26 protein-coding genes and 1 pseudogene are annotated in these 26954 nt (G+C 67.8%); 9 read left to right on the top strand and 18 right to left on the bottom strand.

The window, feature by feature from the left end; translation table 11 throughout:
- The 5 genes from D7V88_RS00665 to ureA all read right to left on the bottom strand — a co-directional run.
- The coding region (locus tag D7V88_RS00665; RefSeq protein ID WP_208726046.1) for a hypothetical protein at positions 1-191 on the bottom strand (191 nt) is incomplete at its 3' end.
- Between the two features lie 72 nt (positions 192-263).
- Positions 264-980 carry an urease accessory protein UreG gene (ureG, locus tag D7V88_RS00660; protein ID WP_120538624.1) on the bottom strand — a complete coding sequence of 239 codons (717 nt, stop codon included), beginning with the start codon at positions 978-980 and terminating at the stop codon, positions 264-266.
- A gap of 20 nt (positions 981-1000) precedes the next feature.
- Entirely contained in the window at positions 1001-1663 is a 663-nt protein-coding gene (locus D7V88_RS00655; protein ID WP_120538623.1) for an urease accessory protein UreF, read from the bottom strand.
- 10 nt (positions 1664-1673) lie between these two features.
- Positions 1674-3389, bottom strand: coding sequence for an urease subunit alpha (gene ureC / locus D7V88_RS00650; RefSeq protein WP_120538622.1), 1716 nt, complete (start codon positions 3387-3389; stop codon positions 1674-1676).
- A complete protein-coding gene (gene ureA, locus D7V88_RS00645) occupies positions 3386-4186 on the bottom strand; it encodes an urease subunit gamma (protein WP_120538621.1) in 801 nt (266 codons plus the stop codon). The genes ureC and ureA overlap by 4 nt, the downstream gene beginning before the upstream one ends.
- Before the next feature lie 130 nt (positions 4187-4316).
- Between ureA and D7V88_RS00640 the strand changes: the two genes are divergently transcribed.
- Positions 4317-5540: a hypothetical protein gene (locus D7V88_RS00640; RefSeq protein WP_120538620.1), complete on the top strand. Its 1224-nt coding sequence runs from the start codon at positions 4317-4319 to the stop codon at positions 5538-5540.
- Positions 5541-5628: 88 nt separating this feature from the next.
- Here D7V88_RS00640 and D7V88_RS00635 read toward each other — a convergent pair whose 3' ends face one another.
- From D7V88_RS00635 to D7V88_RS00620, 4 genes are all read right to left on the bottom strand, one after another.
- Complete coding sequence (locus tag D7V88_RS00635; RefSeq protein ID WP_341870645.1) at positions 5629-6480, bottom strand: urease accessory protein UreD; 852 nt, start codon at positions 6478-6480, stop codon at positions 5629-5631.
- A 27-nt stretch (positions 6481-6507) separates the two neighbouring features.
- On the bottom strand, positions 6508-7593 hold the full coding sequence (locus D7V88_RS00630) for a PARP domain-containing protein (protein WP_120538619.1): 1086 nt from the start codon (positions 7591-7593) through the stop codon (positions 6508-6510).
- A gap of 16 nt (positions 7594-7609) precedes the next feature.
- Positions 7610-9772, bottom strand: coding sequence for a hypothetical protein (locus D7V88_RS00625; RefSeq protein ID WP_120538618.1), 2163 nt, complete (start codon positions 9770-9772; stop codon positions 7610-7612).
- 134 nt (positions 9773-9906) lie between these two features.
- Complete coding sequence (locus tag D7V88_RS00620; RefSeq protein WP_147448548.1) at positions 9907-10428, bottom strand: hypothetical protein; 522 nt, start codon at positions 10426-10428, stop codon at positions 9907-9909.
- A gap of 147 nt (positions 10429-10575) precedes the next feature.
- Here D7V88_RS00620 and D7V88_RS00615 point away from each other — a divergent pair, with 147 nt between their 5' ends.
- The gene (locus tag D7V88_RS00615) at positions 10576-12846 is read left to right on the top strand and encodes a hypothetical protein (protein WP_244237884.1); all 2271 of its coding nucleotides are present in this window, start codon (positions 10576-10578) and stop codon (positions 12844-12846) included.
- A 138-nt stretch (positions 12847-12984) separates the two neighbouring features.
- On the opposite strand, the gene D7V88_RS00610 is transcribed toward D7V88_RS00615, so the two are convergent.
- The gene (locus D7V88_RS00610; protein ID WP_120538616.1) at positions 12985-13188 is read right to left on the bottom strand and encodes a YtxH domain-containing protein; all 204 of its coding nucleotides are present in this window, start codon (positions 13186-13188) and stop codon (positions 12985-12987) included.
- A 215-nt stretch (positions 13189-13403) separates the two neighbouring features.
- Here D7V88_RS00610 and D7V88_RS00605 point away from each other — a divergent pair, with 215 nt between their 5' ends.
- The 3 genes from D7V88_RS00605 (at position 13404) to D7V88_RS00595 (ending at position 16642) form a co-directional block, all read left to right on the top strand.
- Positions 13404-14966 (top strand): alpha/beta hydrolase-fold protein, encoded by a 1563-nt coding sequence (locus D7V88_RS00605; RefSeq protein WP_120538615.1) that lies wholly within the window; start codon positions 13404-13406, stop codon positions 14964-14966.
- Entirely contained in the window at positions 14963-15307 is a 345-nt protein-coding gene (locus D7V88_RS00600; protein WP_120538614.1) for a hypothetical protein, read from the top strand. Before D7V88_RS00605 ends, D7V88_RS00600 begins: the two co-directional genes overlap by 4 nt.
- A gap of 75 nt (positions 15308-15382) precedes the next feature.
- Positions 15383-16642 carry a hypothetical protein gene (locus tag D7V88_RS00595; protein WP_244237883.1) on the top strand — a complete coding sequence of 420 codons (1260 nt, stop codon included), beginning with the start codon at positions 15383-15385 and terminating at the stop codon, positions 16640-16642.
- Between the two features lie 388 nt (positions 16643-17030).
- On the opposite strand, the gene D7V88_RS42520 is transcribed toward D7V88_RS00595, so the two are convergent.
- The 4 genes and pseudogenes from D7V88_RS42520 to D7V88_RS44110 all read right to left on the bottom strand — a co-directional run.
- Positions 17031-17576, bottom strand: a complete 546-nt coding sequence (locus D7V88_RS42520) for a hypothetical protein (RefSeq protein ID WP_147448547.1) — start codon at positions 17574-17576, stop codon at positions 17031-17033.
- A gap of 11 nt (positions 17577-17587) precedes the next feature.
- Positions 17588-18133: a restriction endonuclease gene (locus D7V88_RS00590; protein WP_120538613.1), complete on the bottom strand. Its 546-nt coding sequence runs from the start codon at positions 18131-18133 to the stop codon at positions 17588-17590.
- A gap of 38 nt (positions 18134-18171) precedes the next feature.
- The gene (locus D7V88_RS42515) at positions 18172-18936 is read right to left on the bottom strand and encodes a putative endonuclease domain-containing protein (protein WP_147448546.1); all 765 of its coding nucleotides are present in this window, start codon (positions 18934-18936) and stop codon (positions 18172-18174) included.
- A 182-nt stretch (positions 18937-19118) separates the two neighbouring features.
- Positions 19119-19371, bottom strand: a pseudogene (locus tag D7V88_RS44110) (IS1182-like element ISStau7 family transposase); the annotation flags it as partial.
- A 423-nt stretch (positions 19372-19794) separates the two neighbouring features.
- Between D7V88_RS44110 and D7V88_RS00585 the strand changes: the two are divergent.
- Positions 19795-21009, top strand: a complete 1215-nt coding sequence (locus D7V88_RS00585) for a methyltransferase (RefSeq protein WP_120538612.1) — start codon at positions 19795-19797, stop codon at positions 21007-21009.
- Here D7V88_RS00585 and D7V88_RS00580 read toward each other — a convergent pair.
- Positions 20987-21529 carry a putative immunity protein gene (locus tag D7V88_RS00580; protein WP_120538611.1) on the bottom strand — a complete coding sequence of 181 codons (543 nt, stop codon included), beginning with the start codon at positions 21527-21529 and terminating at the stop codon, positions 20987-20989. The genes D7V88_RS00585 and D7V88_RS00580 overlap by 23 nt on opposite strands.
- A gap of 226 nt (positions 21530-21755) precedes the next feature.
- Here D7V88_RS00580 and D7V88_RS00575 point away from each other — a divergent pair, with 226 nt between their 5' ends.
- Positions 21756-22376, top strand: a complete 621-nt coding sequence (locus D7V88_RS00575; RefSeq protein WP_120538610.1) for a dihydrofolate reductase family protein — start codon at positions 21756-21758, stop codon at positions 22374-22376.
- Positions 22377-22485: 109 nt separating this feature from the next.
- Here D7V88_RS00575 and D7V88_RS00570 read toward each other — a convergent pair whose 3' ends face one another.
- A complete protein-coding gene (locus D7V88_RS00570; RefSeq protein ID WP_120538609.1) occupies positions 22486-23733 on the bottom strand; it encodes a sterol desaturase family protein in 1248 nt (415 codons plus the stop codon).
- 66 nt (positions 23734-23799) lie between these two features.
- On the opposite strand from D7V88_RS00570, the gene D7V88_RS00565 reads away from it, so the two are divergent.
- Complete coding sequence (locus D7V88_RS00565) at positions 23800-24387, top strand: Crp/Fnr family transcriptional regulator (RefSeq protein WP_120538608.1); 588 nt, start codon at positions 23800-23802, stop codon at positions 24385-24387.
- 26 nt (positions 24388-24413) lie between these two features.
- Here D7V88_RS00565 and D7V88_RS00560 read toward each other — a convergent pair whose 3' ends face one another.
- Positions 24414-25436: a hypothetical protein gene (locus D7V88_RS00560; RefSeq protein WP_147448545.1), complete on the bottom strand. Its 1023-nt coding sequence runs from the start codon at positions 25434-25436 to the stop codon at positions 24414-24416.
- Between the two features lie 72 nt (positions 25437-25508).
- Here D7V88_RS00560 and D7V88_RS00555 point away from each other — a divergent pair, with 72 nt between their 5' ends.
- Positions 25509-25898 carry a hypothetical protein gene (locus tag D7V88_RS00555; RefSeq protein WP_147448544.1) on the top strand — a complete coding sequence of 130 codons (390 nt, stop codon included), beginning with the start codon at positions 25509-25511 and terminating at the stop codon, positions 25896-25898.
- 14 nt (positions 25899-25912) lie between these two features.
- Here the strand turns inward: D7V88_RS00555 and D7V88_RS00550 are convergent, their stop codons facing one another.
- A complete protein-coding gene (locus D7V88_RS00550) occupies positions 25913-26938 on the bottom strand; it encodes a methyltransferase (RefSeq protein ID WP_120538605.1) in 1026 nt (341 codons plus the stop codon).
- Between the last annotated feature and the right edge of the window lie 16 nt (positions 26939-26954).

The following is a 26954-nucleotide window of genomic DNA, read 5'->3' as shown; positions in this document are numbered from 1 at the left end:
GGGTACAGCATCGCGGCGAGCATCGTCGCCGAGCCCACGAGGAACAGGCTGCCGAGCGGCCGGACGTGCGGATAGATGCGCTGGAAGAGGGAGGCCCCGAACTCATAGGGCACGAAGACCATCGTGATCCCCACGACGAGTCCGAACGCCGCCGCGAACCATTCAACCCGTGCCCGCTCCAGGATGCCCACGGCGGCAGAGTACACAACCCACCCCGGCTGTCGGTGCCGGAGTGACGCCCAGGTCGCTCGCCCGTCCAGTACCTAGCGTCGGCGCCAGGCCTCCAGCAGATGACCGACCACGGCGTCCACCCCCACGTCCCGGGTGACCTGGGTGAAGACGAAGGGCCCCTCGCCGCGCATCTTCCGGGCGTCGCGGTCCATCACGCCCAGGTCCGCGCCCACGTGCGGTGCCAGGTCCGTCTTGTTGATGACCAGCAGGTCCGACTGCGTGATGCCCGGTCCGCCCTTGCGAGGCACCTTGTCCCCGCCCGCCACGTCGATGACGTACACGGTGTAGTCCGCCAGCTCCCGGCTGTACTGCGCGGCCAGGTTGTCGCCGCCGCTCTCCACGATGAGCAGCTCCGGGTGCAGCTCCTCCATCAACTGCTCCAGCGCCAGCAGGTTGTGGCTGATGTCCTCGCGGATGGCCGCGTGCGGACAGCCGCCCGTCTCCACCGCCTTGATGCGCTCGGGGGACAGGGCCTGGTTGCGCACCAGGAACTCCGCGTCCTCCTTGGTGAAGATGTCATTGGTCACCACGCCCAGCCGGTACTGGTCGCGCAGCTTCTTGCACAGCGCCAGCACCAGCGCCGTCTTGCCGCTGCCCACCGGGCCGCCAATCCCTACCGTGAAGGCCCGCTGCGCGTAGTCGCGCCGGTGCGGCTTGTCGCGCGCGTCGAAGTGGCCCGGGTGGTCCAGCTCCTCGTGCGTGTGCTCGTGCCCGTCCTGCCCATGGCCGCGGTGGTCGTCGTCGTGCATGTCGCTTTCCCTTCGTTCCTTCAGGACAGGAACAGCCTCGAATACAGCCGGTCATGCGAAGCGCCCAGGAGGTCCAGCAGCGGCGCGGGCTGCGCCAGGTCCTCCACGCCCAGGGCGCCGCAATGCGTGAGCACCGTGTCCAACAGCGGCGTGGCCCCGTGCTGGACCTGATGCGATTCGTGCGTGCCGATGACGCCCATGCGCACCCCGGCGGACAGCGCGCCCCGGAGCGTGAGCGACAGGAACAGCCGCTGCGCGTCCTCCAGGTCCACCTCCAGCGCGCACAGCACCGCGCCGAACACGGGCGCATGGTGGAACTTCACGCCCGCCGCGCGCGCCGCCTGGCGCACCGGCCCCACCGCGTCCGGGAAGATGCGCGCGCAGGTGTCCAGGAAGGCCCGGCCCTGCGTGCGGCTGGCCCGGTGCGCGACGTGGTTGGACAGGAACACGTCCGCCCTCGCGTCCCACGCGGGCAGCGACGCGGGCTCGCGCCACCCGGCGTTCACCAGCGGCAGGCCACCCAGCCCCGCCTGCCACAGCAGCGACTCCACGAAGCGGCGCACGTCGCTGACGCCGCGCACCTCGCCCTGCTGCACCGCGGCCTCCAGCCCGCCCGAGTGCGCGAAGCCCCCGGTGGGAAACCCGGAGTCCGCCAACTGCAACACCCTCCAGCCCGTGCCCATGGCGTAGCGCTCAGAACAGCGAGTAGCGCTGCGCCAGGGGCAGCCAGGTGGCGGGTTCGCAGCGCAAGAGCTCTCCATCCGCGCGCACCTCGTACGTCTCCGGATCCACCGTGATGACCGGCAGGGCATCGTTGAGCCGCATGTCCTTCTTGCCCAGCTTCCGGCAGCCCACCACCGCGGACAGCCGCTTGGTGAGGCCCAGGCCCTGCACGGTGCCTTCCGCCAGCGCGCGTCCGGACACGAACGCGATGCTGGTGGCGCCCCGGGCCCGGCCACGCGCGCCGAACATCGGGCGCATGATGTACGGCTGCGGCGTGGGGATGGACGCGTTCGCATCCCCCATCTGCGCCCACGCGATGAAGCCGCCCTTGAGCACCAGCTCCGGCCGAGCGCCGAAGAACGCGGGCCGCCACAGCACCAGGTCCGCCAGCTTCCCCACCTCCACGGAGCCCACCTCGTGGGACAGCCCGTGGGCGATGGCGGGGTTGATGGTGTACTTCGCCACGTAGCGGCGGATGCGCAGGTTGTCGTTGTCACCCTGCTCGCCCGCGAGGCGGCCTCGCTGCTCGCGCATCTTGTGCGCTGTCTGCCACGTGCGGGTGATGACCTCGCCCACGCGGCCCATGGCCTGGCTGTCGGAGGCCATCATGCTGATGGCGCCCAGGTCGTGGAGGATGTCCTCCGCGGCGATGGTCTCTCCCCGGATGCGGCTCTCCGCGAAGGCCACGTCCTCCGGAATCTCGCGGTCCAGGTGGTGACACACCATGAGCATGTCCAGGTGCTCATCCAGCGTGTTCACCGTGTACGGCCGCGTGGGGTTGGTGGAGCTGGGCAGCACATTGGGCGCGCCGCACACGCGGATGATGTCCGGGGCGTGGCCGCCGCCCGCGCCTTCGGAGTGGTACGTGTGGATGGTGCGGCCCTTGAACGCGGCCAGCGAGTCATCCACGTAGCCAGACTCGTTGAGCGTGTCCGTGTGGATGGTGACCTGCACGTCCTCGCTGTCCGCCAGCGTGAGGCACGTGTCGATGGCGGCGGGCGTGGTGCCCCAGTCCTCGTGCAGCTTGAGCCCGATGGCGCCCGCGCGCACCTGATCCAACAGACCGTCCGGCAGGGACGTGTTGCCCTTGCCGGTGAGGCCGATGTTCAGGGGCAGCGTGTCCGTGGCCTCCAACATCCGCTGGAGGTTCCACACGCCCGGCGTGCAGGTGGTGGCGTTGGTGCCCGTCGCGGGGCCCGTGCCGCCGCCCACCCAGGTGGTGATGCCGCTGGCGATGGCTTCGTCCGCCTGCTGCGGGCAGATGAAATGGATGTGCGTGTCCAGGCCGCCCGCGGTGAGGATGAGCCCCTCTCCCGCGATGACCTCCGTGGTGACGCCCACCACCATGCCCGGCGTGACGCCCGCCATGACGTCCGGGTTGCCCGCCTTGCCGATGCCGGCGATGCGCCCGCCCTTGAGGCCTACGTCCGCCTTGAAGATGCCCGTCCAGTCCACGACGAGCGCGTTGGTGATGACGCAGTCGAGCGCGTCCGCGTCCCCCGCGCCCGCGCGCTGGCCCATGCCTTCGCGCAGCACCTTGCCGCCGCCGAACTTGCACTCGTCGCCGTAGACGGTGGCGTCCTTCTCCACCTGGAGCCACAGGCCGGTGTCGCCCAGCCGCACCCGGTCCCCCGTGGTGGGGCCGAACATGTCCGCGTAGTGGCGGCGATCCATTCCTCGGCTCATGAGCGACCCTCCGGCTTCTCGTTCTCGTTTCCGAGCTCAGGCTCGTGACCGAAGCCCTGCGCGCGCACGGCCTGGAGCAGGCGCTCGCGGCCCTCGTCGGACACCTTGCCGCTGCCCAGCGCGTTGCCGCCGCGCACCACCTGCTCACCGGCGATGGGGACCAGGGACACGGTCTTCACCTCGCCCGGCTCGAAGCGCACCGCCGTGCCGGCGGGGATGTCCAGCCGGTGGCCGTACGCGCGGCCCCGGTCGAACACCAGCGCGCGGTTCACTTCCGCGAACGGGTAGTGGCTGCCCACCTGGATGGGCCGGTCGCCCCGGTGCGTGATGCGCAGGGTGATGGCCTCGCGGCCCGCGTTCAACTCCAGCATGCCGCCCTCCGCCTTCACCCGTCCCGGAGGACCTTCGGGAGACGCGGCCGGCACGGTGAAGCGCTCCAGCGAAGGCACCGGCAGGAAGCTGCCGTAGAGCGCCAGCGTCAGGTCTCCGTGCTCCGCCACCACGGGGTTGTGCACGGTCACGAGCTTGGAGCCGTCCGGGAAGGTGCCCTCCACCTGCACCTCCGCGATCATCTCCGGCACGCCGTCCATCACCTGCGCGCGTCCCAGGAACCGGCGCCCCAGGTCCATCAGCTCCGCCACGCTGCGGCCGTCGCGGATGAACTCCAGCAACTGGGTGGCGATGAGCGCCATCGCCTCCGGGTAGTTGAGCCGCAGTCCTCGCGCCAGGCGCTTCTGGGCGACGACGCCCGCCTGATGCAACAGCAGCTTGTCCACGTCTCGGGGGGACAGGTGCATGAGCCCAACGCCCTCATTTCGTCCGGGTGCGATGCGTCAACTGGCCCCGACCCTAGCGCGACGCGTCACCCTGGGCCAGGATGGGCAGACGGCCAGTGTCATCCGGCCGCCCCCTCCCCCGAGGCCCCCCATGAAGAGCTTCAAGTCGAGCAGCTTCAAGCCCCCCAGCCTCCCCAAGACGCCCAAGGCGCCCGCCGCTCCGCCGAAGCTGGACAACACGGTGGCCCCGGGGAAGAACGCCTCCGGCTCCCAGCCCGTGTCGAAGCCGACGGCGCCCGTGAAGCCGGCGGGACCGGACAAGACGCCGCAGGGGGACTCGTTCAAGAAGCCCACGCCGAACGCGGAGGCGTCCTCGTCGTCGTCGCGCCCGAACATCAACGCGCACGACCTCCAGGGGCCGCAGGTGCAGGCGCCGAAGCTCTCCGAGAGCGAAGTGCAGGACCTGGCGATGGGCCGCACCCCGGGCAAGGGCAAGGCCGCGCCGGTGCGCCCTGAAATCCAGAAGGTGGCCGAGGAGATGAAGGCCGAAGTGCCAGGCTCGGAGATCCTGCGCTACACGGACCAGGGCGGCCACCCGATGTTGCAGAAGCCGGGCCTGCCCTCCGGCACGGACGCGGGCGTGTGCAGCGCGATGACGTCCGAGTGGATCCGCACCGGCATCGACGCGGGCGGCGACCCGAAGAAGGGCTCCCAGGCGTTCGGCAAGCTGACCGACAACCATTTCGGCAGCCTCATCGACAAGCAGCACGCGGAGTCGCTCCAGGGCAACTCCCTCACGAAGCTGAACAACGAACACCTGTCCGACATCGCGAAGCTCCAGGGCAGCGTGGAGCAGCTCCAGGGCAAGAGCGCGCAGCGCAAGCAGATCAACGAGTTGCTCACCGACCCGACCCTGTCGCCGGAGCAGCGCCAGGGCCTGAAGGCGCAGCGCGCCGAGCTGACCCAGGACCTCAAGGCGGGGATGGCCCAGTTGAACCAGGACAAGGACGCCATCGCCCACAAGCAGGCCGCGATGCAGAGCCTGACCGACGACTTCCGCACGGGCCGTGGCGGCGGCAACCCGGGCGTGCGCGTGCAGGACTACGAGCCCATCGACGGCGGCTCCTTCGCGCAGAAGCTGTTCGACGGCACGAAGGAGGACGGCCACTACCGGATGGGCCTGCGCAAGGCGGGTGAGTCCGCGGAAGGCCACGTCATCGGCCTGCACAAGACCGACGGCAAGAGCCGCCTGATGGATGCCAACACCGCCGAATGGCAGACGGACAGCCACAAGGACCTGGTCAACCTGACGGCGGAGCACATCGACCGGCTGTACCCCGACTACAAGGCCTTCGACCTCACCCGCTACAACTGACACACCCCGCCCGGGCCCTGCATGGAGGGCCCGGGAGACCTGCCCTGGCGTGGCGGTGCCGTCGGCGGAGGTCAGCCCCGTGGGCGGCTCACACCCTGCGGGCCCACGGATCGTCGCCCAGCAGCCCCGGCAGGAATGACAGCCATTCGCGCGTGGTGGAGAGCAGGGTCTCCAGAGAGACCGCCGCCACGCGAAGGAGCAGCCCGTCCTCGCCCAGCGGGCTCGCGGAGATGACCTCCTCCGCGCGCGACTTCACCGGCAGGCCCGCCACCCGCTCGGCCAATCCCTCTCTCGCGGAGGCCAGCGCGGGCCCCACCAGCAACACCGTGGCGAGCGCGTCGAAGCGGCCCAGGCGCGCCGGCAGCGCACCGTGCGCGGGGTCCAACACCCACTTCTCATCCAGCAGCGCGCGGCCTTCCCGCGCGACGCGCAGGCGCGAGGCGTAGTGCAGGAAGGCCCACCGTTCGCCCCGGGCACTGCGCCCGGCCGTCACCACGTCCGCGAGCACCAGGGAGGCACCGGCCGCGAGTGAGACATCCAATGTCTGGGAATAGCGGGCGTCGGTGAAACAGACGGTGGGGTCCGGCACCCACGCGAAGAGCGCGTCCGCGCCCACGCGCGCGTGCAGGTCGCTGCGACAGCCGTGGGGGGAGCGATACACGCGGTTGGAGCCCTGGGTCGCGAGCAGCGCCGTGGCCCCGGCCGCCACGTCCACGTCCAGCCGCAGGTGGTCGCCGTCCACCAGCCCGCCGCCGAAGGAGCTTGTGTAGGCCCAGGCCGCGTGGCCGTGGTTGCGCGGGGTGAGCAGCCGCAGCGGGCTGTGCGCCAGCGCCGTGCGCACCACGGTGCGCGGACCGGAGCGTTCAAAGGCGAGCCGCGCGACGCCCGCGCGGCCTTCGGAGGCGGCCTCCGCGCTCGGGTCGGGAAGGGCGGAAATCACCCTTCCCTTGTATCACGGTGGACGCGCCTACAGCTTCGACGGCTTGAAGGTCGGGGTCAGCGTTCGCCGGCGCCAGTAGATGATGAACTCCGGGTACGCCTGCGCGGCGTCCTTGATGATGAATTCATTGGTCGGGTTGATCTGCGTGTCCACCCGGTTGTCCGGCCCCACGCCCATCACTGAATCGAAGGCGGAGCCATTCAACGAGTCCAGGTCCTCGCGGCGGATCTCATCCGACAACAGGTCTTCGTAGGGCTTGCGGCGTTTGAGGCTGCCCAGCACCACCCGACACATGAGCGAGTAGCGGTTCGTGGGCAACCCCTGCTTCACGGACACGCAATCACACTCCGCCTCACCGCACTTGTTGCAGCCGGTGTACACCATCAACTTGGAGAACGAATCCGTGAAGTACGCGCCCTTGCCCAGCAGGCCGTAGTCCGGCGTCACCGTTCCCCGGTTCTGACAGCGATTGGGGTCGAAGCCTCCGGCGGCGATGAGCGGGATGACGTCCTTGGAGGTGCCGTGGAACATCAGCACCTCGCCGCGCAGCACATCCAGCACGGGCAGCGAGCGCCAGCCCGGACAGGGGTGCTCCACCGAATAGGTCCACTGCACGGGGGCCAGGGTGTTGTAGCCCGGCTGCGAGCGCGTCGGCTCCGGCTCCACGACCATGGAGCGCAGGCTGGTGCCAGCGCGGGAGCGCAGTTGGTAGCGCTTGTGCTCGTATTTCTCCCAGAGCGCCTCGTTCTGGATGATGAGGATCTTCGACACGTCGACCGGGCCCGACTCCGGCGGCGGCGTGGTGCCCCCCAGGTCCGGCTTCTCCTTCAGCCGGTAGGCGGCGCGCTGCCGCCACAGGGAGCTGTAGCGCCCCGTGGTGTCATTGAGGATGGCCTCCGCCCGCTGCATGCGGGTGCGCTCCGCCTTCTTCGCCCGGAAGGAGCGCGCCTGGATGTTGCCATTGATGTAGCGCTCCAGGGCCTGGAACATCTGCGAGCCCCGGGGCAGCTCCGCCACCTGGAAGGCCGGGTTCTCCGGCCACGGCGCCCAGCCACGGCTGGGCCAGTACGAGGGGACGACGATGTCGCCGTCCTGGATGTGGGGAAGTGGCACCGGGCAATCGCTTTCGTCAGAAGGCCATGACCATCGTGCCACTCGGGGGCGGCGGCGGCGGACCGTCGTTCATGAACGGCGAGGGAGGCTTGCAGGAGTTCGAGGCCCGCAGCCGCTGGATCAAGGAGATGACCCCCGCGAGCGCCTCCATCTGCTCCTGCCGGAAGCGCGCGTCCGCGGCATGCCGCCGGTCCTCCACCTGCCGGTCCACCTCGCTCCAGTCCTTCGCGGCGAGCCGGGGCTTCCACTCCTTCTCATGCCGGTTCGTGAGCTCGCTCATCACGTTCGACCACGCGTGGTCGCGGACGACCTTCGCGCCACCCGACGGCGCGAGCACCTGCAGCGCCATCATGTTCGTCGACTTGTAGAGCGCCCGGTCCAGGTTGCCATTGGGCGCGTTCGTGATGGGGAAGTGCTCATCCCAGACCGAGGTGATGGCCTGTGCCGTGCCGACGTTCGTGACGTGGACCACGGCCCAGGAGCCCGCCTCCTTCCACTTGTCGCCGCCCCAGCCGGGCCGGGCCCAGATGGGCCACACGTCGGAATTGCGCTCCTTGAGCCCGGCGTCTTCGAGGATCTCCCCGAACGTGTCGATGAAGGCGCCAATCGCGAGCTTCAACCCGGCCAGCTTTTCGGGCTGGCCAATCAGCGCCACGCCCAGGGCCTGGATCATCTTCGCCCGGTACTGAAGGGTGCTGAACTTGGCCACGGCGGCGTTGGGGAAGCCGAAGACCGCCGACGACGACGTCGCGGTGGCCGAGGTCTCCAGCAGGTCACAGGCCAGCTCCGTGAAGAACGGGCAGAGCACCCGGTCGCCCACCAGATAGAAATACTTGTCCAGGCTCCCCAGGTTGAGCGCCGCGACCCGGTCCTTGAAGCCCCAGTGCGCATGGTCCCAGCTCACGGAACCGGACGTGATGCCGCGCAGGCCCCAGAGGATGCCTTCGACGTAGTGCGCCTTCGTCCAGCGGGCCTCCTGGGCCCACGTCTTGAACGTGGTGAACAGCGCCTGCGGGATGTGGGGAGGATCGCAGTCGATGCGGGCCAGTCCGTGGTTGAAGAGCTGGGGCATGCCCACGCCAAAGCGCATCTCATGGAGGATGCGCAGCACGTGGTAGTCCTCCATGTTGCAGTCGCCCCCCAGGCCCTGATCCCGGGCCGCGGCCTTGATGTCTCCGCCAATGAAGTCGCTGGCGGTCAGGCTGATGGAATACGAGGGGTAGAGCTTGTCGACGAGCTTCTGGCACTGCTTCAGGGGCGCCAGCAGGCGCAGGCTCTTGAACTCAGCCTTCGCCAGGTCCAGGGCTTCCTTGTGGGTGCCCTGGGACGCGGACCGGTAGAGCACGATGTGCGAGTCCGGGCAGGAGAAGGCCACCAGCCCCACCCACCGCTGCCCCAGGGACACGGTGCGCTCCTTGCGGGTCGCGCCCACCGCCACCTTGCCCACCAGGCTCTCGCTGTCCACCTCCGCCCCGATGTAGACGCTGCCCATGATGTGTTGCAGCTTGCCGGGCTTCGTCCCGCTCCCCATCGCGCCGCCCGCCCCGTACATGTAGACGTTCGCGGCGCTGCGGTCGGACTTGTTGCCGGGCAGTTTGATCTGCCCCAACGCCAGCATGATGGTCTTCAGGTTCAGCCGGATGAGCTCCGGCTGAAGGCCCATCTCCGGCGCGCGCACGATGACCACGGGGTTGCGGTGGTCCACCGCGCTGCTTTTGCAATTGAAGGCGTAGACCGTGTAGGCCATCTGCCCCTTGAAGGCGAGCTTGGTCTTGTTCCCCGAATTCCACAGCGCGGTGACCTGGCCGGCGAAATCCGAATCCTGGGCCGCCTTGGACAGCTTCTTCGCGATGAGGGACGCGAACTCCAGGCCCTTGTCGTCCTTGCCTCGCCGGGCCACCTTGAGTGCCGGCAGCTCCTGCTCCCGGGTCTCCGGCAGCACCGCGACCACCTTGTAGTCCCAGGGCAGCGAATACTGATGCTCGATCATCTGGAAGAGGCTGCTGCCATTCAGGATGTCGTCACGCTCGATGACGTAGATGGGCCGGTCCCGGTTCACCAGGAAGAGCCGGTGCATCACGGACTCGAAGGTCGCCGGAGGTGACTCGTTGAGCTTCAGCAACTGGTTGAGGACGGGCTTGACCTCCTCGTCCATGAACCCGATGTGGACATCGAACATGCATCGCTCCTGGGAGACGCTGACAGGAGTACGATGGAAACATATTTTTCCAGGAAGACCAAGCTGAGCACAACTGTCCGTGAAGCCGGGACCTGCCCGGTAGGGTCCTCGCTGCGGCCCTACCGGCCATGCACTCAGAGCGCCTTCGTCACCACGAGGGTCGCGGGGCCTGCGACATGGGTGACGCCCTCGGGAGTGAAACAGCCCGTGGGGTCGGTGTTCAGCAGGGTCAGGGTGCGCACGAGGGTCGCCCCCTCGAATCGGCCTTCCACGATCTTCGCGGTCAGCACGACCACATTCTGGCCCGTGGGCTTCAGGCTGACCACCGTGCTGCCCTCGGCAAGGCTGGTGGTGTCGTCACTCCATTTGATTTCAATCAAGGAGTCGGCGTTGGCCCCCAGGCAGCTCTGGGTGCCCTGCCCCACGGTTTCGATGGTCGCGGAGACGATGCCCAACGGCAGTCCCGCGCACCCGAAAACGCCCAGACCCTCGAAGGACACCTGTTGCGGTGTGTTCGTCAGCCCCGGGGTGAACTCCGCCGCCTCCGCCCCCACGCAGGTCAACGCCACCGGCGCCGCCTTCGCGACGGGAGCCAGCAGGAAAAAGGAACAAAACAATAAACCAGACACTGCTTCGACAAGGATGTGATTTCGCATTCCCAGATCTAGTTCTGGTTTCACCACCGCGATACGCGACGCCAGTGCCAGTCCTCCGGCCCTCCCGAGCGAGTCGGGTTTTCGTCCGGCGCGTCCTGGGCGAGACTGCCGGTGGCCGGCGCAGTGCGTGGACGCGAGGGGATCCAGGTGGACCGCAAGGACGATGGCAGCGGCGAGGTGGAGATCGGGACGCAATATCCTCTCGGGCAGCTCGCCCGGGCGCTCCAGACGAGCCAGGAGCACCCGGACGCGGATGCGCGGGCCCGCGCACAGGACAAGGTTCGCGCCTGGACGGAGGTCTTCTCCGGCATGCTCCAGGGCACGCTGAGCGTCGGCTCGCGCGTGCCCGTGGCGGACGTCCCCGCCTGGGCGACGCTGGAAGTCGCCAAGGGCGGCTTCGCCACCGGGCGCCTGCTGGCGGAAGGGGCGCTGCAACCGCATGAGCAGGCATTGCTGTCCCGGCTCCAACGGGAGGACACCGGCAGCGCGCGGGCGGCGCTGAACGCGTGGTACCTGGGCGAGGAGGGGCTCGCGGAGCTGCGGCGGATGCTCCAGACGGGCGGCTATCGCATCCAGGTCCCCGAAGAGGGCGCGCTGCTCGTGGTGGCGTGGCTGCTCGACCATGACCAGGCGGAGCGCGCGCGAAACCTGCTCGACCAACTGGCGCCGTTCTTCCCGCGCCTGCGCTTCTACCCGGTGCCGGCCGCGACGCCCCAGGCGGACACCGCGTTCGTCCACGTGCGGGATGTGGAGCAGACGCGAGGAGCGCTCGCGCGGGTCCGTCCGCGTCCGGAGCTCCAGCGACAGTGGGAGTCCGCGCGGGTGTGGACGCCCCTGTATGACCGCCTCGTGGCGCTCTGGGCGGGGGCCTTGCGCGAAGCCCCTCCGGGCTTCCACTTCGACGCGGACTTCGAGCCGCGTGCGCGCGCCCTGCTCTCCAACATCGACCGCGCGCTCGCGGAACACACCCTGTGCGCCTGGCCCCGCAAACCCCAGCTCAACTTCGGCCGGCTCCACACCGTGCTCAAGGATGCGCTCCGGGCGCGCGCGCCCCTCCTCCCAGGGCAGGCGCGGCGCGTGCGCGGCGTCCTCGAAGCCATCTCCCAGGCGCGCGGCCTTCCGGGCTCCGAGCGCCTGGACGCCCTTCGCACGAGACAGCGGGAGCAGCTTGAACGCCCGAGCGGCGTGGACTTCGCCCGGGAGGCCCTGCGCCGGATGGACGGACTGCCCGGGGACGCGGGGCTCGACTCACTCGATGCACTGACCGCGCCCGTGAAGGGCTTCGCCTTCCCCGCCAGCATCGAGCACAAGCTGCGGCTCTCGCTGAACGCCCCCGTGGAGACGCTGGTCGAGCAGCGCCTCATCCGCTCCAGCGAGACGCTCGCCCGCGTCGTTCCGCAACTGTCCGCGCAGGTCCGGGCGCTCGGCATCTCCCAGCCTTCCCTGCGCTCGCTCTACTCAGCCCTGTACACGGCGTTCCGCCGGCGGCGCTCGCTGCTGCTCCTGAACCTGGAGTCCCAGGTGAAGTTGGAGGAGCTGCCCTGGGTGGCCGCCATCGACGCGTACCGGAAGCTGGGGCTCGCGGCGGAGACAGCGTCCAGGCGGACCCTGGAGCAGTTGGTGCGGCTCACGCTGACTTCGTTCCCGGAAGTGCTCCTGCCCAACAAGCTGCTCCAGGAGGTCAGGGCCCTGCTCAAGGGCGCGGACCTCCAGGTGCCGGTGGTGGATGAGCTGGCCGCGGACATCTTCATGGGTGCCTTCACGGAGAAGTATCTGGAGGCCGCGCGTCAGGCGGAGGAGCAGCTCGCGGGGACGCTGTACGCGCGCTACTACGACCTGCCCTCCGCGCTCCAGGTGATGAACGACACGAAGCGCTCCAGCCATGGACCCAGGACCTCGGAAGCCTTCGCGGCCCTGTGCACGGCCCGCGCGAAGGATGGCGAAGGCAGCGCGCAGTGGAGTGTCGCGGCGAACGGCCGCATCATCGAGCAGGCGCAGATCCTCACCACCCACAACCTGGCGACGCTGGTGGAGGCCCTGGACCTGCGGCCCGTGCTCGAACCCCACCTGGAAGCGCTGGCGCTCCGCTGTTTCACGCGCGCGTGCGAGCTGCTGGAGGCGCGTCCACCCGCGTATCGCTCCAGGCTCCGGAACGTGAAGAACGCCGCCTACGCCTGGCGGCACATGCTGTTCTTCCTCTCACTCCGGCCCGAGGCGACCCATCCGGCCTTCCTCCAGGACGTGGAGACCCGGCTCTCGCAGCGGAGAAGTGACCTCGCGCAGCGACTCGCGCCCGCCATGCTCGGACTGCGCCACGCGGTGAGCGGGGGACAGATGAAGGACGCGCCCCCGGGAGCGCGGTGCTTCCTGGGGTGGACCGTGAAGCGCCACTGGGTCCTGGGCGCGGCCCCCGGCTGACGGCCCGGGCCGGAAACGACGACACCCCGGAGACCGGGCACCCCGCAAGGTGACCGGCGTCCAGGGTGTCCACGTCAGCGCGGCCCGACCCGTCCCCGGTCAACCGCCCCGGACCCACGGGCCTCCGCTTGCGACGTCCTACTTGTCGGTGGCGTCCTCGATCTTGTCGCCGGCCTTCTCGGCCGCGTCGCCCGTGGCGTCGGCGGCGTCCTCGGCGGTGTCCTTCACCTTGTCGCCGGCCTCCTCCACGTCGTCCTTGGCCTCGTCACGGGTGTTGCGGTGGCAGCCCGCGCCCACGACCAGCGAACCCAGCGTCACGGCCAGCAGCGTCAGCTTCTTCATGTGGTGCGACTCCTTCGCTTGAGGGGGCCGGGAGTATTCGTCCCAGTGCCCGCTGTGCGCGGCGCAAGGTAGGCACTGTCCGCCATCTGCCAAGTGGGTGTCCCCCCGGGACACTTCCCCCGCGTCCGGGGGCCTGCCTGACGTTGTCGGAGGTCGCTGCTACGGTGCGCCTTCGCGTGGGGCCCTGTTCGCGGCCCCCGGAGGCTCCACCGCCGATGTCTTCCTCGTCATTCTCCCGGCCCTCACGGCCCGTCCTCCTGCTCGTCCTGGGCCTCGTGGCCCTCTGGGGCTGTCACTCCGACTCCCAGGTCCCGGCCGAGCAGCTCTTCTCCGACGTGCAGTTCGACCTGACGGTGCCGCCGGAGACGCCAGCCGACGCCGCCATCTACCTCACCGGCCCCAGCGCCACGTTCGGGGGCCCCGACGGACCGGGCCTGGAGATGGTCTACCAGGGCGGCCGGGTGTTCAGCCTGAAGGCCCGCCTGCCCAAGGGCACCGCCTTCACCTACGCGGTGCGGATGACGGCGCCCGTCGCCCGGGTGGCGCTCGACGCCGCGGGGGCCCCGGAGGCGGACCGCACCGTCACGGCCCAGAAGAACGAGGAGAGTGTCGCACTCGCGGTGGAACGCTTTGGACCGGCGGAGGGGGAGACAGGCGCTCGGACCGTGTTCATCGTGAAGACGCCGGACATCACGCCCCGGGAGGCCCGGGTGTGGTTGTCCGGCAACCAGTCGGAGCTGGGCAACTGGAACGGCGCGGAGGTGGAGCTCTTCAAGGCCGTGGACAACGCCTATGCCGGTGCCGTCACCTTCCCGGTGGCTTCGGCCCTGGAGTTCAAGGTGACGCGCGGTTCGTGGGAGACGGTGGAGAAGAGCGCCACGGGCGCGGAGGTGGCCAACCACACCTTCACGACGGGCACGGGCTACGAGCGCGTGTCCGTGGTGGTGGAGGGCTGGGCGGACCTCTCGACCCCGCCGCCGCTCGACCCCACGCTCACCGGCGACGTGCGCTACCTGCGCGCCGTGACGCCCACGGACACCACGCTGAAGCCGCGCGACGTCATCGTCTGGCTGCCGCCCGGCTATGAGGCGAATGCCCAGCGCCGCTACCCGGTGCTCTACATGCACGACGGCCAGAACCTGATGGACGTCGTCACCGCGTTCGCGGGCGAGTGGAACGTGGATGAGACGGCGCAGACGCTGGTGGAGGGCGGGCAGGTGGAGCCGCTCATCATCGTGGGCGTCTACAACACGTCCGACCGCATCGCGGAGTACACGCCGGTGCCCTTCCCGCCCCAATACCCGGACGCGGGCCGCGCGGACGCCTACGGCCAGTTCCTCATCAACGACCTGAAGCCGCGCATCGACGCGGAGTTCCGGACGAAGACGGGGCCGGAGTCCACCGGGCTCGCGGGCTCGTCGCTGGGCGGGCTGGTGTCGCTGTCGCTGGGCCTGAAGCACCCGGAGGTCTTCGGACGCCTGGGCGTGGTGTCGCCGTCCGTGTGGTGGGCGGACCGGGACATCGTGCGCACGGTGGAGGCGCTGGGCGCGAAGCCCGCGCTGCGCATCTGGGAGGACATCGGCACCAACGAGGGCTCCGGCAGCCAGGCGGAGACGGTGGCGGATGCCCAGGCGCTGCGCGACGCACTGGTGGCCAAGGGCTGGGTGCTGGACAGCGACCTGAAGTACACCGTGGTGCAGGGCGGCCAGCACAACGAGGCGGCCTGGTCCGCGCGCTTCGGTGACGTGCTGCGCTTCCTCTTCCCCGCGGTGCCGTGACGCACGCGCCGCCCCCCACCACCCCGGACGGACGCTACCTGGTGGTGGAGGGACGGCTGTGGCGCCGCTCCAACCCGGCGCTCGGGCCCCGGCAGCGCGAACTGCTGGTGGCCGCGCTGATGCGGGCCCGCGCCGACGTGGGCCGGGCAAAGCGCGCGAAGGACGCGGAGGCCGAACGCCGCGCCCGCGCCCGCGTCCACCGCGCCAAGGTGGGCCTGGGCGAACGGGGCGCGCCGTGGTGGACCGACGGGGCCCGGGACTTCAACCGGCACCTCGTGCGCAACACGCCCTACGCGACGTGGTTCCAAGAGGTCACGTCTCTTTCCGTGAACCGGTTGTGACTTGAACGTCCGACCCCGGGTGTGAAACACGCGCCGGGGTCGCCCCCTGTCTCCCCCAAGCCAAGGAAGTGCCTCATGCGTCACGCGTGGAACCGGATGTCGTCGTGGCTCCTGCCGTCGTTGTTGCTGGTGGCGTGCGGTCCGTCGCAGGAGCCGGTGGAGGACACCGAAGCCTCGGAGGTCGGCACGAGCGAGCAGTCGGTGCTGTATCCGCCGCCCGCGCCGTCCAGCGGCGACATCGTGGACAGCACGGCGTTCCTGGGCCCGCTGGGGCTCAACAGCTTCGTGCAGACGAGCTTCACGACGAACCCGCAGTACCTGTCCTTCAACTTCAAGGTGGCCGCCGGCGCGCAGGTGCGCCTGGAGGTGACGCACGGGGGCAGCAGCATGGGCCTGGACACGGGCCTGTTCATCTACGGCCCGAAGAACGCGAACGGCAGCTACGGCACCACGCTGCGCGCGCAGGACGACGACGCGGGCTACGGCCAGCTCAGCAAGGTGAACAGCCTGACGCTGGCGCAGGGCGGCGAATACCTGGCGGTGGTGAGCACCGGCACGGGCGCGGGCAAGCAGTTCCGCCTGGTGCTGGGCTGCCTCAACAGCGCGTGCGCGGAGCCGTCGCTGTTCACGGCGTGCGACCTGGACGTGGCCACGCGCATCGAGGTGTGTGACGAGAGCGTGGTGGAGGTGCAGCACGTGACGCCCGCGCAGGCGCTCCCGCAGTGCACGGATGCGCAGGACGCGCACGACGCCTTCGTGGAGAACTGTGTCGTGTCCTCCGGCGCGAAGCCCTGGTGCGCGGACGGCGAGGCGGCCTTCACCACGAAGATGTGGCCGGTGTGCAAGGACTTCTACTACCGCTACTACGGCGCGGGGCCCCTGCCCCTCACGCAGCTTCCGCTGAGCAGCACGCTCCAGGCGGCGCAGGCGGCGGGCCACACGCGCTGCAAGACGGGTGAGAACTGGTGTGACGAGTCATTGTGGGCGCTCAACGTGCCCTCCGTGGCCGGCACGACGCCGGTGTCCCTGGACCGCGTGGCGGAAGGGGCGTTCGCGTCCATCCCCGCGCTGAGCGCGAACCAGAACCTCCAGTTCGAGCGCCAGCCGGACCTGACGTACGCGGAGTTTGGCAGCCACGTGCAGCAGTTCTTCCCGGAGCTGGTGGCGGCGCTGCCGGGTGCGCTGGGCAACGGCACGGAGGTGGCGCAGGTGGCGCGCTACTACGCGAGCGAGCCGGTGGCCCCGGGCGCGAAGGACTACCACAGCCTCTACGTCGTCTACTTCCCGGTGTCACACCAGACGGCGGTGTTCTGGCTCATCCGTCACGAAATCTGAGCAAGGGACAGTGACACACGCGTGTGGTGCACCTGACGCACGCCGCTGACCTGAGCTGTCTTGGAGGCCCCGTTCCCGCGCGTCGTGGACCGGGGCCTTTTCGCTCCGAGGTCCCCGCGTGCTTCCGAAGAAGCCCGCCACTCCCATGAGAACGTAATGCACTAAATGCGCTCCACCCTCGGGGCGAGGTGCGCTCTATGGAGTGCTCCAGCTTGTCCGTAAGTTCGTTTCCTGCCGTCGCTAAGAAGCAAGGAACCCAGTGGCGCAAACCATTGCCACGCCACAAGGGTTTTCGGCCAAGGTCGGGAGATGGCGCCTGCAACTCCCACCCTGCGCCAACTCCCACTCTCGACACGGACTCTACGCCATGCGTTTCTCGACACCAATCCTATCCAATTGATATATCTTTTTTTCGTTCAATAAAAGCACCCAACGTCGCAAGGGGCTCTGTCGCCCAGAGAAGCTCAATTGAGGCTGAACTCATCTTCTCGATCAACCACCGACGCGGGTCTTGCCGTGAGCTTTTGAGATTGGATCGCAACAACTCCTCCAAAACTCTGCGCGGGGAGTGTTCGGCACGTTCCCGCTGGAGCGTCGAAGGAGGAGGCAATCCGAGCGATTGAAACCAGTTTGGGGTCTTGAAAAATATGATTTCAAGCGCAGGCACAAACAACACCAGTTCCCACATGTCGCGAGGCGCAGCAGAGCCCAATAGCGACTCAATGTAGGTTCTTCCCTCTTGGATTTTTATTGAATCATGCTCATCAGCATCAATAACAAGTGCCACTGGCGACTTTTTTATCCCCGCAAGCGTCCTTGCGAGCGACTGTGCGGATGACTTGCCATGAGCACTGATGACCTGGACACGACTATTGCCTAATTTATTCGCAATCAACTTTCGCACCAACTCCTCATCGAACAAACCTTCCGTCACGACATAAGTAGTCATAGTGCCTCAACCAGCAGACTATAATCCGTGAATCCATGTTCAACAGCATGGCGAAACTTAGCCTGAAGCCCCTTTCGCATCGCTCGATTCTTCAAACCATACTCAATATCATCGAGTTCCCACAAAAGAACATTGGGGGAGGCTGTAAACTGCGCGAGAACCTTAGCTGGCGCTGTATACCCGCTCGCACTGAATACCGAGCCTATCACCTGCGATGGCCGTCGATTCAACTGTGCTCGCAGCTTGGCAATGGTAGTGTAGTCCACTTTTTCTGCCCAGTGCTTTGCTTCAACCAAGCAAGACAGACCATCGTCCCTCACAGCCCCATCAATCTGCTCAAGCTCCTGCCCATCTCGCCTAACCGAAAACGGCCAAGTGACTTCAGCGCCTTCGATCTCAAAAGCGCGGAGAATGAGATGCTCAAATGCCTTACCATCTGGCCACCCAGACAGAGTTTTGCCGGCCACCAACTGTTGCAGCATTCCGATCAAGTCAGACTTTCGCAGCTTCTTTATTCTAGCAACGTGGTCGGCGGCTCTCATGGTCGAATTGGGAATAACCTTTGCGAGTGAGTGGGTTGCTAGGGAATTTGAGCAACTATTCTATAAACACTCATGATTCTGCGGACACAGTCCATGGCCGCAGCCTCGGTGAGACAGTCGTCCGCCCTTACGTGCCTGACTTGAATACCCTCCACTTCAAGCATTTCAGTGCGATTGTCGGCATCCGCAGGCATTTCAGTGTGAGATGCCCCATCGACTTCTAGCACCAGCACCTTGCCACCCCAGATGATGACGAAATCCGGCTCGATTCGCTGGTATCGACTGCCTCCTCGCAAGAACACGGGAAGAGGGGCAAATGCAACGCCCGTGGACTTGAGCGCTTTATATATATTAACTTCGGTCATCGACCGAAACCGCAATCCATCAACTTCAATCGGAGCTGGGTTGCTTGAGCGGACGCGCCCCTGATTATTCACTCTTTCGGTACCGAGTGCCCGCTGAATGCCGTCACGCCAATCTTGCGTTGATGTTATAGATGGGGATACAGAGGCACTCCAGATTCGCTCACGCCCGTTGATGCCTAGCTCCCTGAGAACAGCGGAGTATGTCTCTTCAGTCCTTTTTATTTGCTCGGGAGAATGTGCGGCGAATTGCGCAGGAGGGACACGGACTTCCAACCTATAGATTTCAACACCACCATCATAGTTGTCGTATTCTTGAAAAGCCAGTTCAACAGAGCTAACAGCGAGAATGTTTGCAGCATCACGTTCGCCTCTGACGCTAAGTATCTGCCCCAGCGTGCTGCATATTGAATCAATATCTATCGTTGCCGCACCCGACATGGCACCGTCCATTAAGGGCCTGTTGCCCTATGAGATCCGCTTCAAGTCAACCGTTGTTCCCTAACAGCGTCTCCTCTCGCAACTGAACAAACGAGCAACTGCCATCCTGTTCAGGCGGAAACTTAGAGACCCTCTTTGAAGAGAGCGTCTGGGAAGAGTCCGCGTCGAGCCATGTATCCCTACAGGGCGGCAGTGGCCTCTTCCTCCGGGCGGTTCGCTGGCGTCACGCAGCAGGCCAGCACGGGTTGCTGTCGAGGTCCGTGCCGAGGTGTTGTTTGTAGCCATTGAAGCGTTTGCTCTTGCGGCCGAGACGCATGTCCGCGTCTTCGATGGAGACTCGTCTGTCTACCGAGGCTCCCTGCCGCCCTCGGCTCGGGGCTTGAGGCCCTGCTTCCGCACCTGCGCGAGGGCCCCCAGGTAGCGCGTCAGAGGCGCGTCGGGAGTGCCCTGCGTTTGCCGCGCGTAGCCCCACGAGCATGAGCATAAGGCGGATAGGAGCTCTGTTGAAGGATGACGGGCTGGAGCAGAGGGGACGAGGAGGGTCGCTGACGGGAGTCGTCCGAGTTGTGTGCCCTGCCGGTGCAGAGGCCGCGCAGCCCCTTGGGGTACACGCCTGTCCAGGCCGCCCTCCCACCAGGGGCGCGGCAGGGGCCTGAGCCTGTTGGCGATGGCTTGAGCCTCAACACCACGCGGCCTGGGGTGGCCCGCGCGCCGGAGCCAGCACTACACTCGCCGTGGGCAGTCACAGGTGCTTCAGAGTTGCTCGCGCCCCTCCCGCTGAATGGCCTCCAAGCCCTGGGAGTTCGGCCCCTTCATCACCAACAACCGACAGAGCGGCGGCGCATAGGATGCGCCGACATGGACTTCCAGGCGCGACTCGCGGCGCTCACGCACCAACTCCGGCCCTGGTCCCCGCTCTGGTCCCGCTCCATCCTCCAGGGATGGCCCGGGTCCGGCGCCGCTTTTCCCGAGGACTGGCTGGCCTATGCCCGGTCGCTCGATGAAGCAGGCGAGCGGCGGCTGGACCAGGGGGCGCTCGTGGGCGTCCCGCCTCCATCCCTGCATGCGCTCCTGGGCGCGCTCCAGGAACTGACGGCGCTGCCCTGGCACGAGGGCCTTCACGCGCTGACGGTCGCGCAGACGCAGGGACTCAGCGCCAAGAAGACCCACGAGCTCGGGCGGGTGCTCTCTCTGCTCGCGCCCAGAACGCGCTTCATCCACCAGGCGGTCGATATCGGCGGCGGCATGGGACATCTCGCCCGCCTCTGTGCGCGGACGTTCGGGTGGACCTTCCACAGCATCGATCGGGACGCCGCGTTGCAGGACAAGGGCCGGCGGTGGCTGACGAAAACCCACTCCCCGAGCGGGGACACCCTGTGTTTCATCCAGGCCTCCGTCGAGGACGGGCCCCAACCGCGGATTGATCCGCTCTTCTCCGGCCGGGACCGGGCCTCCATCGGTCTGCACACCTGCGGGCCGCTCGCCCTCACGCAGCTCCGCAAGAGCCAGGGGGCGGGCTTCGTCCTGAACATCGGCTGCTGCTACGACAAGCTGGAGACCCCACGCGACTACCCCGTCTCCCGCTTCGGGGGCGCGCATCCGCTGCCATTCACCCCGCATGCCCTGGCGCTGACGACGCGGGGACGGCATGACAAGACCGAGGTGGAGTTCGAGCGGATGAAGCGGGTGTACGCGTGGCGCTTCGCGTTCGCTCTCCTGTCGAAACGGCGCTTTCCCGAGCGCGGCTTCGTGAGGGCCGGGGACGCCCCCCGGACGCTCTATGCCGGACGCTTCGCCCTCTACGCGCGCGACCGTCTGGAGCGCCTGGGCCTCGATGTCGGCATGACGGACGCCGAGCTGGATGCCTTCGAGGTGTCCGTTCGCGCCGAGACACGGGACCTCTTGCTCTGCCACCTGTTGAGGGACCGCTTCGCGAGGGCGTTGGAGGTCGTGCTCCTGCTGGATCGCGCGCTTCTCCTGGAGGAGCTGGGCTTCCAGGTCGAGCTCCTCCAGCTCTTCGATCCGCGCCTGTCTCCGCGCAACCTCGCGCTCATCGCGTCGCGGAGCGCTTGAGCCTCAAGGTGAAGACGCCCCAGCAGATGTCGTTCCGCGCCCGCTGGTCTTCGAGGACCTGCTCACGGAGGGTGGCGGGGATCCGTTCCTGCTGCCATCCGAGTTCCTTCAGACGGGCCCCCTCCGCGTCACCCACGGCGACCGACGCGACGGCAGCTCGGATGGCGTACGCCGCCGCACCCAGATAGTGCGCGGCGACGTGGGCGACAGCCACCGCCTGTCCTGCCGCGAGAGCCGCGAACCTGGCCGGGTCAGGCAACCCACGAGCCGCGGCGTTGGCCACGAACGCGGTCCGGTGGGCGTCACGCATCCGCACCTCGCCCCGGATCCACGCCCGTCCCACGGCGATGGCGTCACGGGGGCGCGCGTCCTCGGGGCACGCGGTCTCGAAGAAGGGCAGGACGTGCTCCGCGCAGAGGGCGGCCCACTCCGCGAGCAGGTGGTGGTCCTCGTCGGTCAGGCTCCCGCCACGACGAATCGTGATCAGCCTGGGGTCTCGCTCTTTCGGCAGGATCGGCATGGACGTTCGAATCACGCCTTTGGCAGGCCGTGAAGTCCAGCGACCTCAACGAAGCGCGGGAGAGCCACGGTCGGGGTTCCTCTGCGCTTCGCACGCATTGGCCTGTCGGGAAGTGAACCTGACCCCGTTAGACTCCGGACCCTTTTTGCGGAGCCGTGTCGATCCTCCGGGCCGCCGTTCGTTGGGGAGGACAGGCAGACACGTCGACCCACAAAGGAACTCCGATATGAGAAAGCTCATTGTTGCCGCGTTCATCAGCCTCGACGGCGTCGTGCAGGCGCCCGGCGGCCCGGAGGAGGACCCCAGCGGCGGCTTCGCCCACGGTGGCTGGATCGTCCCCTATGCCGACGGGTCTGGCGAAGCGATGGGCGGGGTGTTCTCGCGCCCGTTCGAGCTGGTGCTCGGTCGCCGCACCTACGACATCTTCGCCGCGTACTGGCCCCACATCCCGAAGGGTTCGTGGAACCAGGGCATCGCCGACCTGTTCAACGGCGTCGCCAAGCACGTCGCCACCCACCATCCGGAAACGCTCGCGTGGCAGAACAGCCGCGCCCTGGGTCCGGACATCGCCGCCACGGTGCGTGAGCTCAAGCGCGGCGACGGCCCCGACCTGCTGACCCAGGGAAGCAGCGACCTGGTGCGCCAACTGCTGGCCACGGATCTGGTCGACGAGCTGCGCCTGCTCGTGTACCCGGTCCTGCTCGGCCGCGGCAAACGCCTGTTCGACGAGCACGCGCAGGCGTCGGCGTTCCGGCTCGAAGAGTCGAAGACCTCGTCCACCGGCGTGCTGATCACCCGCTACGTCCGCGAGGGCGAGGTGCGGACCGGCTCGTTCCAGCGCGCCTGAACGGAGCGGTCGTAGCGGAATCAGGCGCCGGGCTTCGCGAGAGGCATTGCCGCTCGCAATCGCCGCCCTGCCCGCTCCAGTTCATCCGGGGAGCGGGCAAGCGCTCTTCTCAGCCTGGGAAGGCAGTCGTCTGGGACTTCCGGCCAGCGCCACCGCGCGCCACCCGCAGCCACACCAGCGAGACCATCAGCCACGACGCCGTGAGAGCGCTCCACGCCGGGGGCGCGCTGGCCCCTACCAGCCACAGCGTCACCCCCACGCCCATGGCGAGCAAACGTGCGAGTTCCAGCGGTTCGCTCCACCGTTTCGACTCCAGCATCCCGCTCCAGGCGGTCGCCATCGCCCAGAGCAGCAGGCTCAACGCGACCTTCTGCCAGCCCGACAGCGGTGAGGCATGGTGGCTCACCAGGAGCATGAACGGCATCGACGCGAACAATTGGAAGACGAGGTAGCCACGGACGCCGGACAGCTCCTGGGAGTGGTACTTCACCTCCGCGCCCTCCTGCTTCCAGTACCCCAACACGCGCGGAGGAAGGTCCGCGGGCCGCCAGCCCGTGGGCATCACCCAGAGGCGCAGCCGGTCCCACTGGCTCTTCGTGGCGATGGCGTCCGCGACGAGCCGGGCCCACCCCTGGAAGTTGATGGCCGTCGGGTCCCAGGTGTTCGCCGGGGTGGTCAGGCCGTAGGAGCACTCCTCGGTCTCCTCCGCGTAGGTGCCGAACATCCGGTCCCAGATGATGAGGAAGCCCGCGTAGTTCTTGTCGATGTAGGCGTCGTTGCGCGCGTGATGCACGCGGTGGTGCGACGGTGTGTTCAGCCACGACTCCACCCACCGGGGGAGCTTGGGGATGACCCGCGTATGGGGGATGAACTGGAGCACGAGGTGGAAGGCCACCATCGCCAGCACCGCCTCCGGCGGGAAGCCCACCAGCACCAGTGGCCAGTAGAAGAGGAACGAGAAGAGGCGCTGCGTCACGCTCGCGCGCAAGGCCACCGCGTAGTTGAGCTCCTCGGTGGAGTGGTGCGGCGAGTGGGCCGCCCAGCCGATGTTGGTGCGATGCCCGAAGCGGTGGAACCAGTAGAAGAGGAAGTCGACGCCCAGGAAGAGCGCCACCAGCGACAGCGGCGACGAAGCGTCGAGCCGCCACGGTGCGTACTGGCCAAGCTGCGTGAAGAGGGGCAGCACCATCAGGGCCACCGCGACGTTGACGCACTGGTTCATCACCGCCGTGCCCATGCTCGCGATGGAGTCCTGGAAGCTGTAGTAGCCGTTGCGCCGCGCCACGCACCAGGCGAACTCCGCCAGGGCCAGGGCGATGACGAAGGGCGTGGCCACCGCATAGACGTTGAGGGACATGCCCCCGGTATATGTTTCCCACAGCCGCCTCCGCCTTAACCCAGGTCAAGCCCAGGTCCCCGCGACGTGAGATTCCCGAAGCTCTTCGAGCGCCTCGCCACCCTGGTCCCGCTCCCTCCCGAGGAGTGGGCGAAGGCCGAAGCCGTGGCGAAGGAGCAGTCGCTCGCGAAGCGGGAGCTCTTCATGCGTCCGGGGGACGCGGCGGACCGGTTCGCCGTGGTGCTTCAGGGTGTCTTCCGGGGCGTGCGCGTGTCGCCACGCGGGGTCGAGTCCATCAAGGCCTTCCGCGCCGAGGGAGAGCTGATTGGAGCCTATGCGGAGATGTTGCAACGGCTGCCGTCGATGACAGCGATTGAAGCGCTCGAGCCGAGCCACGTGCTGGTGTTCCAGACGCAGGACTTCCAGAAGCTGGAGCGGGGCCACGTGTGCTGGGAGCGGCTGGCGCGCCGGGTGGCGGAGCAGCACTTCGTCCTCAAGGAGCGCCGTGAGCAGGAGTTCCTGGAGCTGTCCGCGGAGGAGCGCCTCGTGAAGTTCTGGGAGGAGCATCCCCACCTGAAGGGAAGGATTCCCCAGCGCGACGTGGCGGCCTACCTCGGCATCACCGAGGTGGCCCTGAGCCGTATCATGTCACGGCGCCGCAAGCGGACGGAGTGAGCGGGCGGGCCCCTGGAGCTGCGGCATCAGCCACCTTGAACACCGTCATGGGGCACCTGGAGTTCGCGGATGCTCTCGTCCGAGCAGTGGTAGCCCACGCGGCCCCGGCACGGGTCCACGACGATGGGCGTGCAGGAGGTCCTTACATTGCCCGCCGCGCAGGCCGCGGAGGAGGCCTGGATCCAGATGGCCGCCTCCAGGTCCCACCGGGCGGTGCCACGCGCCAGGGATTCGCGGCCGATCTTCAGCGCGCAGGCGTGAGCGCGCCGGCTCCGGGGCGTATCCGTGGCTTCATCCTGGAGCCGCGACTTCACCCGGTCCCCGGCCGGAAGACAGTCCATGAGTCGCTCCTCGTAAAGCTTCGGGGCCTGGGATTCGTACTTCTCCCTCGCCCCGGACGCGGCGGACAACACGTCGGAGAAGCAGCTCTCCTCCCGGGTCGATTGTGTGAGGCATTTCGCATCTCCCTTGCAGCAGCGCCGCAGGAGGGCGCGGCCCGCCGGATGAGAGGTCAGGCCCAGCCCCATCCCCGTGGTCACAGGGGCGCCCTCCCCTGCCGTACAACGCATCCCCATGCGCTCGAGCCGCAGGAACGTCACGATGAAGGGACCTGAGCTGGGGGCCGCTGGCGCATCCACGACCGACTCCAGGAAATCTTCGGACTCGGCCAGGGCCTGCTCGCTCCGCGCGAACTTCACGCCCCGCGCCTCCGTGGAGCTACCGTCGTTGGATTCGTCGTGCAGCAGCTCCTGCTTCGCCCAGAGGGGCGTGGAACACGCCAGGGCGCCCGGCCCCTGCAAGGGCACCGGACGCGTCGCGGGCTCCGGCGGGGCCGCGTTGTTGCGAGCGAACGGAACGAACTCCGGCAACGGCACGCGCACGCCCAGCTTCCACAAGGCCGCGTAGGCGCGCTTGCGCGTCTTCTCATCGCCGGTCTTCACCTGCATCAGGGCCGCGTCCACCGCCGCCTGCTGCTTCGGCGTCACGGGCACCTTCGCCTCGGGCGCCGCCGTGAACAGCAGCAGCGACACCCCCAATGCCATTGTCATGGGCGCGAACCCTACGACAGCCAAACAGGGATTTCAGGGCAGGGCACTCAGGTGAGCCTCGTGTAGACTGCCTTGATGCTGGTGGTGGCCCTGGCAATCCTTTTCCTCACGATCCTCCTGGTCTTCTTCGCACTGGTATTCGCTGCCAGCGCGGGTGATGCGGAGAAGTACGCGCGCGTCCGTCGCGAGGGGCAACGCCATACGGCCGTCATCACGGACTGCGGCCTGCCGTGGAACACCCGCAACCAGGCGTGGGTCCTGCTGAAGCTCGAGACGCCATCGGGTTCGGTGGCGAAGCGGCTGTACGTGCCGCTCGAAGGGGCGGTCAGCTACGACTTCCTCGCGACGGCGCGCGTAACCAACCGGCCGGTGTACGTGCTCTGCATCCTGGACGAGCGCGTCGATGAATCCGTGCGCCACCACGGCTACGTCCTCGAGCAATTGCCTGGAGGCCGAGGCTAGGACATCACCGCCGCTCAGGCCTTCACCGCTTCGATGATGCTGACCCCGCTCCGGGTGGGGATGATGCGCTCCACCTTCCAGGAGGTCGCGGCGAGCAGCGCGCGGAACTCGTCCGTGGTGCGCTCGCGCCCGTCGGCGACCACCAACATGTTGAGGTCGATGAGGTGGGTCGGGTCTGGATTCCGGTTGTCCGGAATCACCAGCTCCACCACGAAGAGCCGGGCCCCGGAGGGGGCGGCCTCATGGAGCCGACGCAGGAGGGTGAGCGACGGGTCATCCTCCCAGTCATGGAGGATGTGTTTGAGCAGGTAGGCTTCGGCGGAGGGCATGCCGGGCTCGAAGAAGCTCCCGGCCACCACGTCCACGCGGCTGGCGAGGCCTCGCGACTCCAGCACCGTCTTCGCGCCTTCGGCGACCTGGGGCAGGTCGAAGAGGATGCCCCGGCAGGAGGGATGGGCGCGCAGCACCTGCGCGAGCAGGTCGCCGTGACTTCCTCCAATGTCCGCCACGCGGGCGAAGGGGGCGAAGTCGATGTGGTGCGTCACTTCACTAGCCACCAGGCCGGACAGGTTGCCCATGGCCTGGGCGAAGTGCTCCGCCTCCTCGGGATGCCGGGCGAAGTGTCCCCAGATGTCGGAGCCGAGGGCGGCTTGTACCGGGGACCTTCCGGTGCGAACCGCCTCGGGAAGCAGCCCCCAGGGCAACCAGTGCGCTGGGGCGCTCTGGGTGATGGCCATCTCCCTCAGCGAGCCGGGGACCTTCGAGCGAAGCCCTTCGCCCATCGCTGTCAGGGCGAAGGTCCGCTCGGAGACAGCCTCGAGGATGCCGGCGGAGATGCCGCCCCGCAGCAGCCGGAACAAGGCGCCCGGGTGGACGCCGAGTTCGGCCGCCAGCGAATCACTCTCGCGGGCTCCTGTCGCGAGCAGGTCCGCGATTCCCAGACGGGCCACGGTGCCAATGACCTGGGTGCGCCAGTAGCCAGTGATTGCCGCATGGAGCTGCTGGGTGGGAGACGGCTTCTCGTCCGGGATGAAATTCATGGCAGGAGTCTAATCC

Source organism: Corallococcus terminator, from assembly GCF_003611635.1.
Classification (GTDB): Bacteria; Myxococcota; Myxococcia; order Myxococcales; family Myxococcaceae; genus Corallococcus; species Corallococcus terminator.
The sequence above is the reverse complement of the archived record's forward strand: the minus strand, read 5'-3'. Positions and strand labels throughout refer to the sequence as shown.

What these genes read in the sequence shown, in the direction of transcription:
- ureG (WP_120538624.1), bottom strand. Translation starts at nt 980, where the DNA reads ATGCACGACGACGACCACCGCGGCCATGGGCAGGACGGGCACGAGCAC.
- D7V88_RS00655 (WP_120538623.1), bottom strand. Translation starts at nt 1,663, where the DNA reads ATGGGCACGGGCTGGAGGGTGTTGCAGTTGGCGGACTCCGGGTTTCCC.
- ureC (WP_120538622.1), bottom strand. Translation starts at nt 3,389, where the DNA reads ATGAGCCGAGGAATGGATCGCCGCCACTACGCGGACATGTTCGGCCCC.
- ureA (WP_120538621.1), bottom strand. Translation starts at nt 4,186, where the DNA reads ATGCACCTGTCCCCCCGAGACGTGGACAAGCTGCTGTTGCATCAGGCG.
- D7V88_RS00640 (WP_120538620.1), top strand. Translation starts at nt 4,317, where the DNA reads ATGAAGAGCTTCAAGTCGAGCAGCTTCAAGCCCCCCAGCCTCCCCAAG.
- D7V88_RS00625 (WP_120538618.1), bottom strand. Translation starts at nt 9,772, where the DNA reads ATGTTCGATGTCCACATCGGGTTCATGGACGAGGAGGTCAAGCCCGTC.
- D7V88_RS00620 (WP_147448548.1), bottom strand. Translation starts at nt 10,428, where the DNA reads ATGCGAAATCACATCCTTGTCGAAGCAGTGTCTGGTTTATTGTTTTGT.
- D7V88_RS00610 (WP_120538616.1), bottom strand. Translation starts at nt 13,188, where the DNA reads ATGAAGAAGCTGACGCTGCTGGCCGTGACGCTGGGTTCGCTGGTCGTG.
- D7V88_RS00605 (WP_120538615.1), top strand. Translation starts at nt 13,404, where the DNA reads ATGTCTTCCTCGTCATTCTCCCGGCCCTCACGGCCCGTCCTCCTGCTC.
- D7V88_RS00595 (WP_244237883.1), top strand. Translation starts at nt 15,383, where the DNA reads ATGCGTCACGCGTGGAACCGGATGTCGTCGTGGCTCCTGCCGTCGTTG.
- D7V88_RS00590 (WP_120538613.1), bottom strand. Translation starts at nt 18,133, where the DNA reads ATGAGAGCCGCCGACCACGTTGCTAGAATAAAGAAGCTGCGAAAGTCT.
- D7V88_RS42515 (WP_147448546.1), bottom strand. Translation starts at nt 18,936, where the DNA reads ATGTCGGGTGCGGCAACGATAGATATTGATTCAATATGCAGCACGCTG.
- D7V88_RS00585 (WP_120538612.1), top strand. Translation starts at nt 19,795, where the DNA reads ATGGACTTCCAGGCGCGACTCGCGGCGCTCACGCACCAACTCCGGCCC.
- D7V88_RS00580 (WP_120538611.1), bottom strand. Translation starts at nt 21,529, where the DNA reads ATGCCGATCCTGCCGAAAGAGCGAGACCCCAGGCTGATCACGATTCGT.
- D7V88_RS00575 (WP_120538610.1), top strand. Translation starts at nt 21,756, where the DNA reads ATGAGAAAGCTCATTGTTGCCGCGTTCATCAGCCTCGACGGCGTCGTG.
- D7V88_RS00570 (WP_120538609.1), bottom strand. Translation starts at nt 23,733, where the DNA reads ATGTCCCTCAACGTCTATGCGGTGGCCACGCCCTTCGTCATCGCCCTG.
- D7V88_RS00560 (WP_147448545.1), bottom strand. Translation starts at nt 25,436, where the DNA reads ATGACAATGGCATTGGGGGTGTCGCTGCTGCTGTTCACGGCGGCGCCC.
- D7V88_RS00550 (WP_120538605.1), bottom strand. Translation starts at nt 26,938, where the DNA reads ATGAATTTCATCCCGGACGAGAAGCCGTCTCCCACCCAGCAGCTCCAT.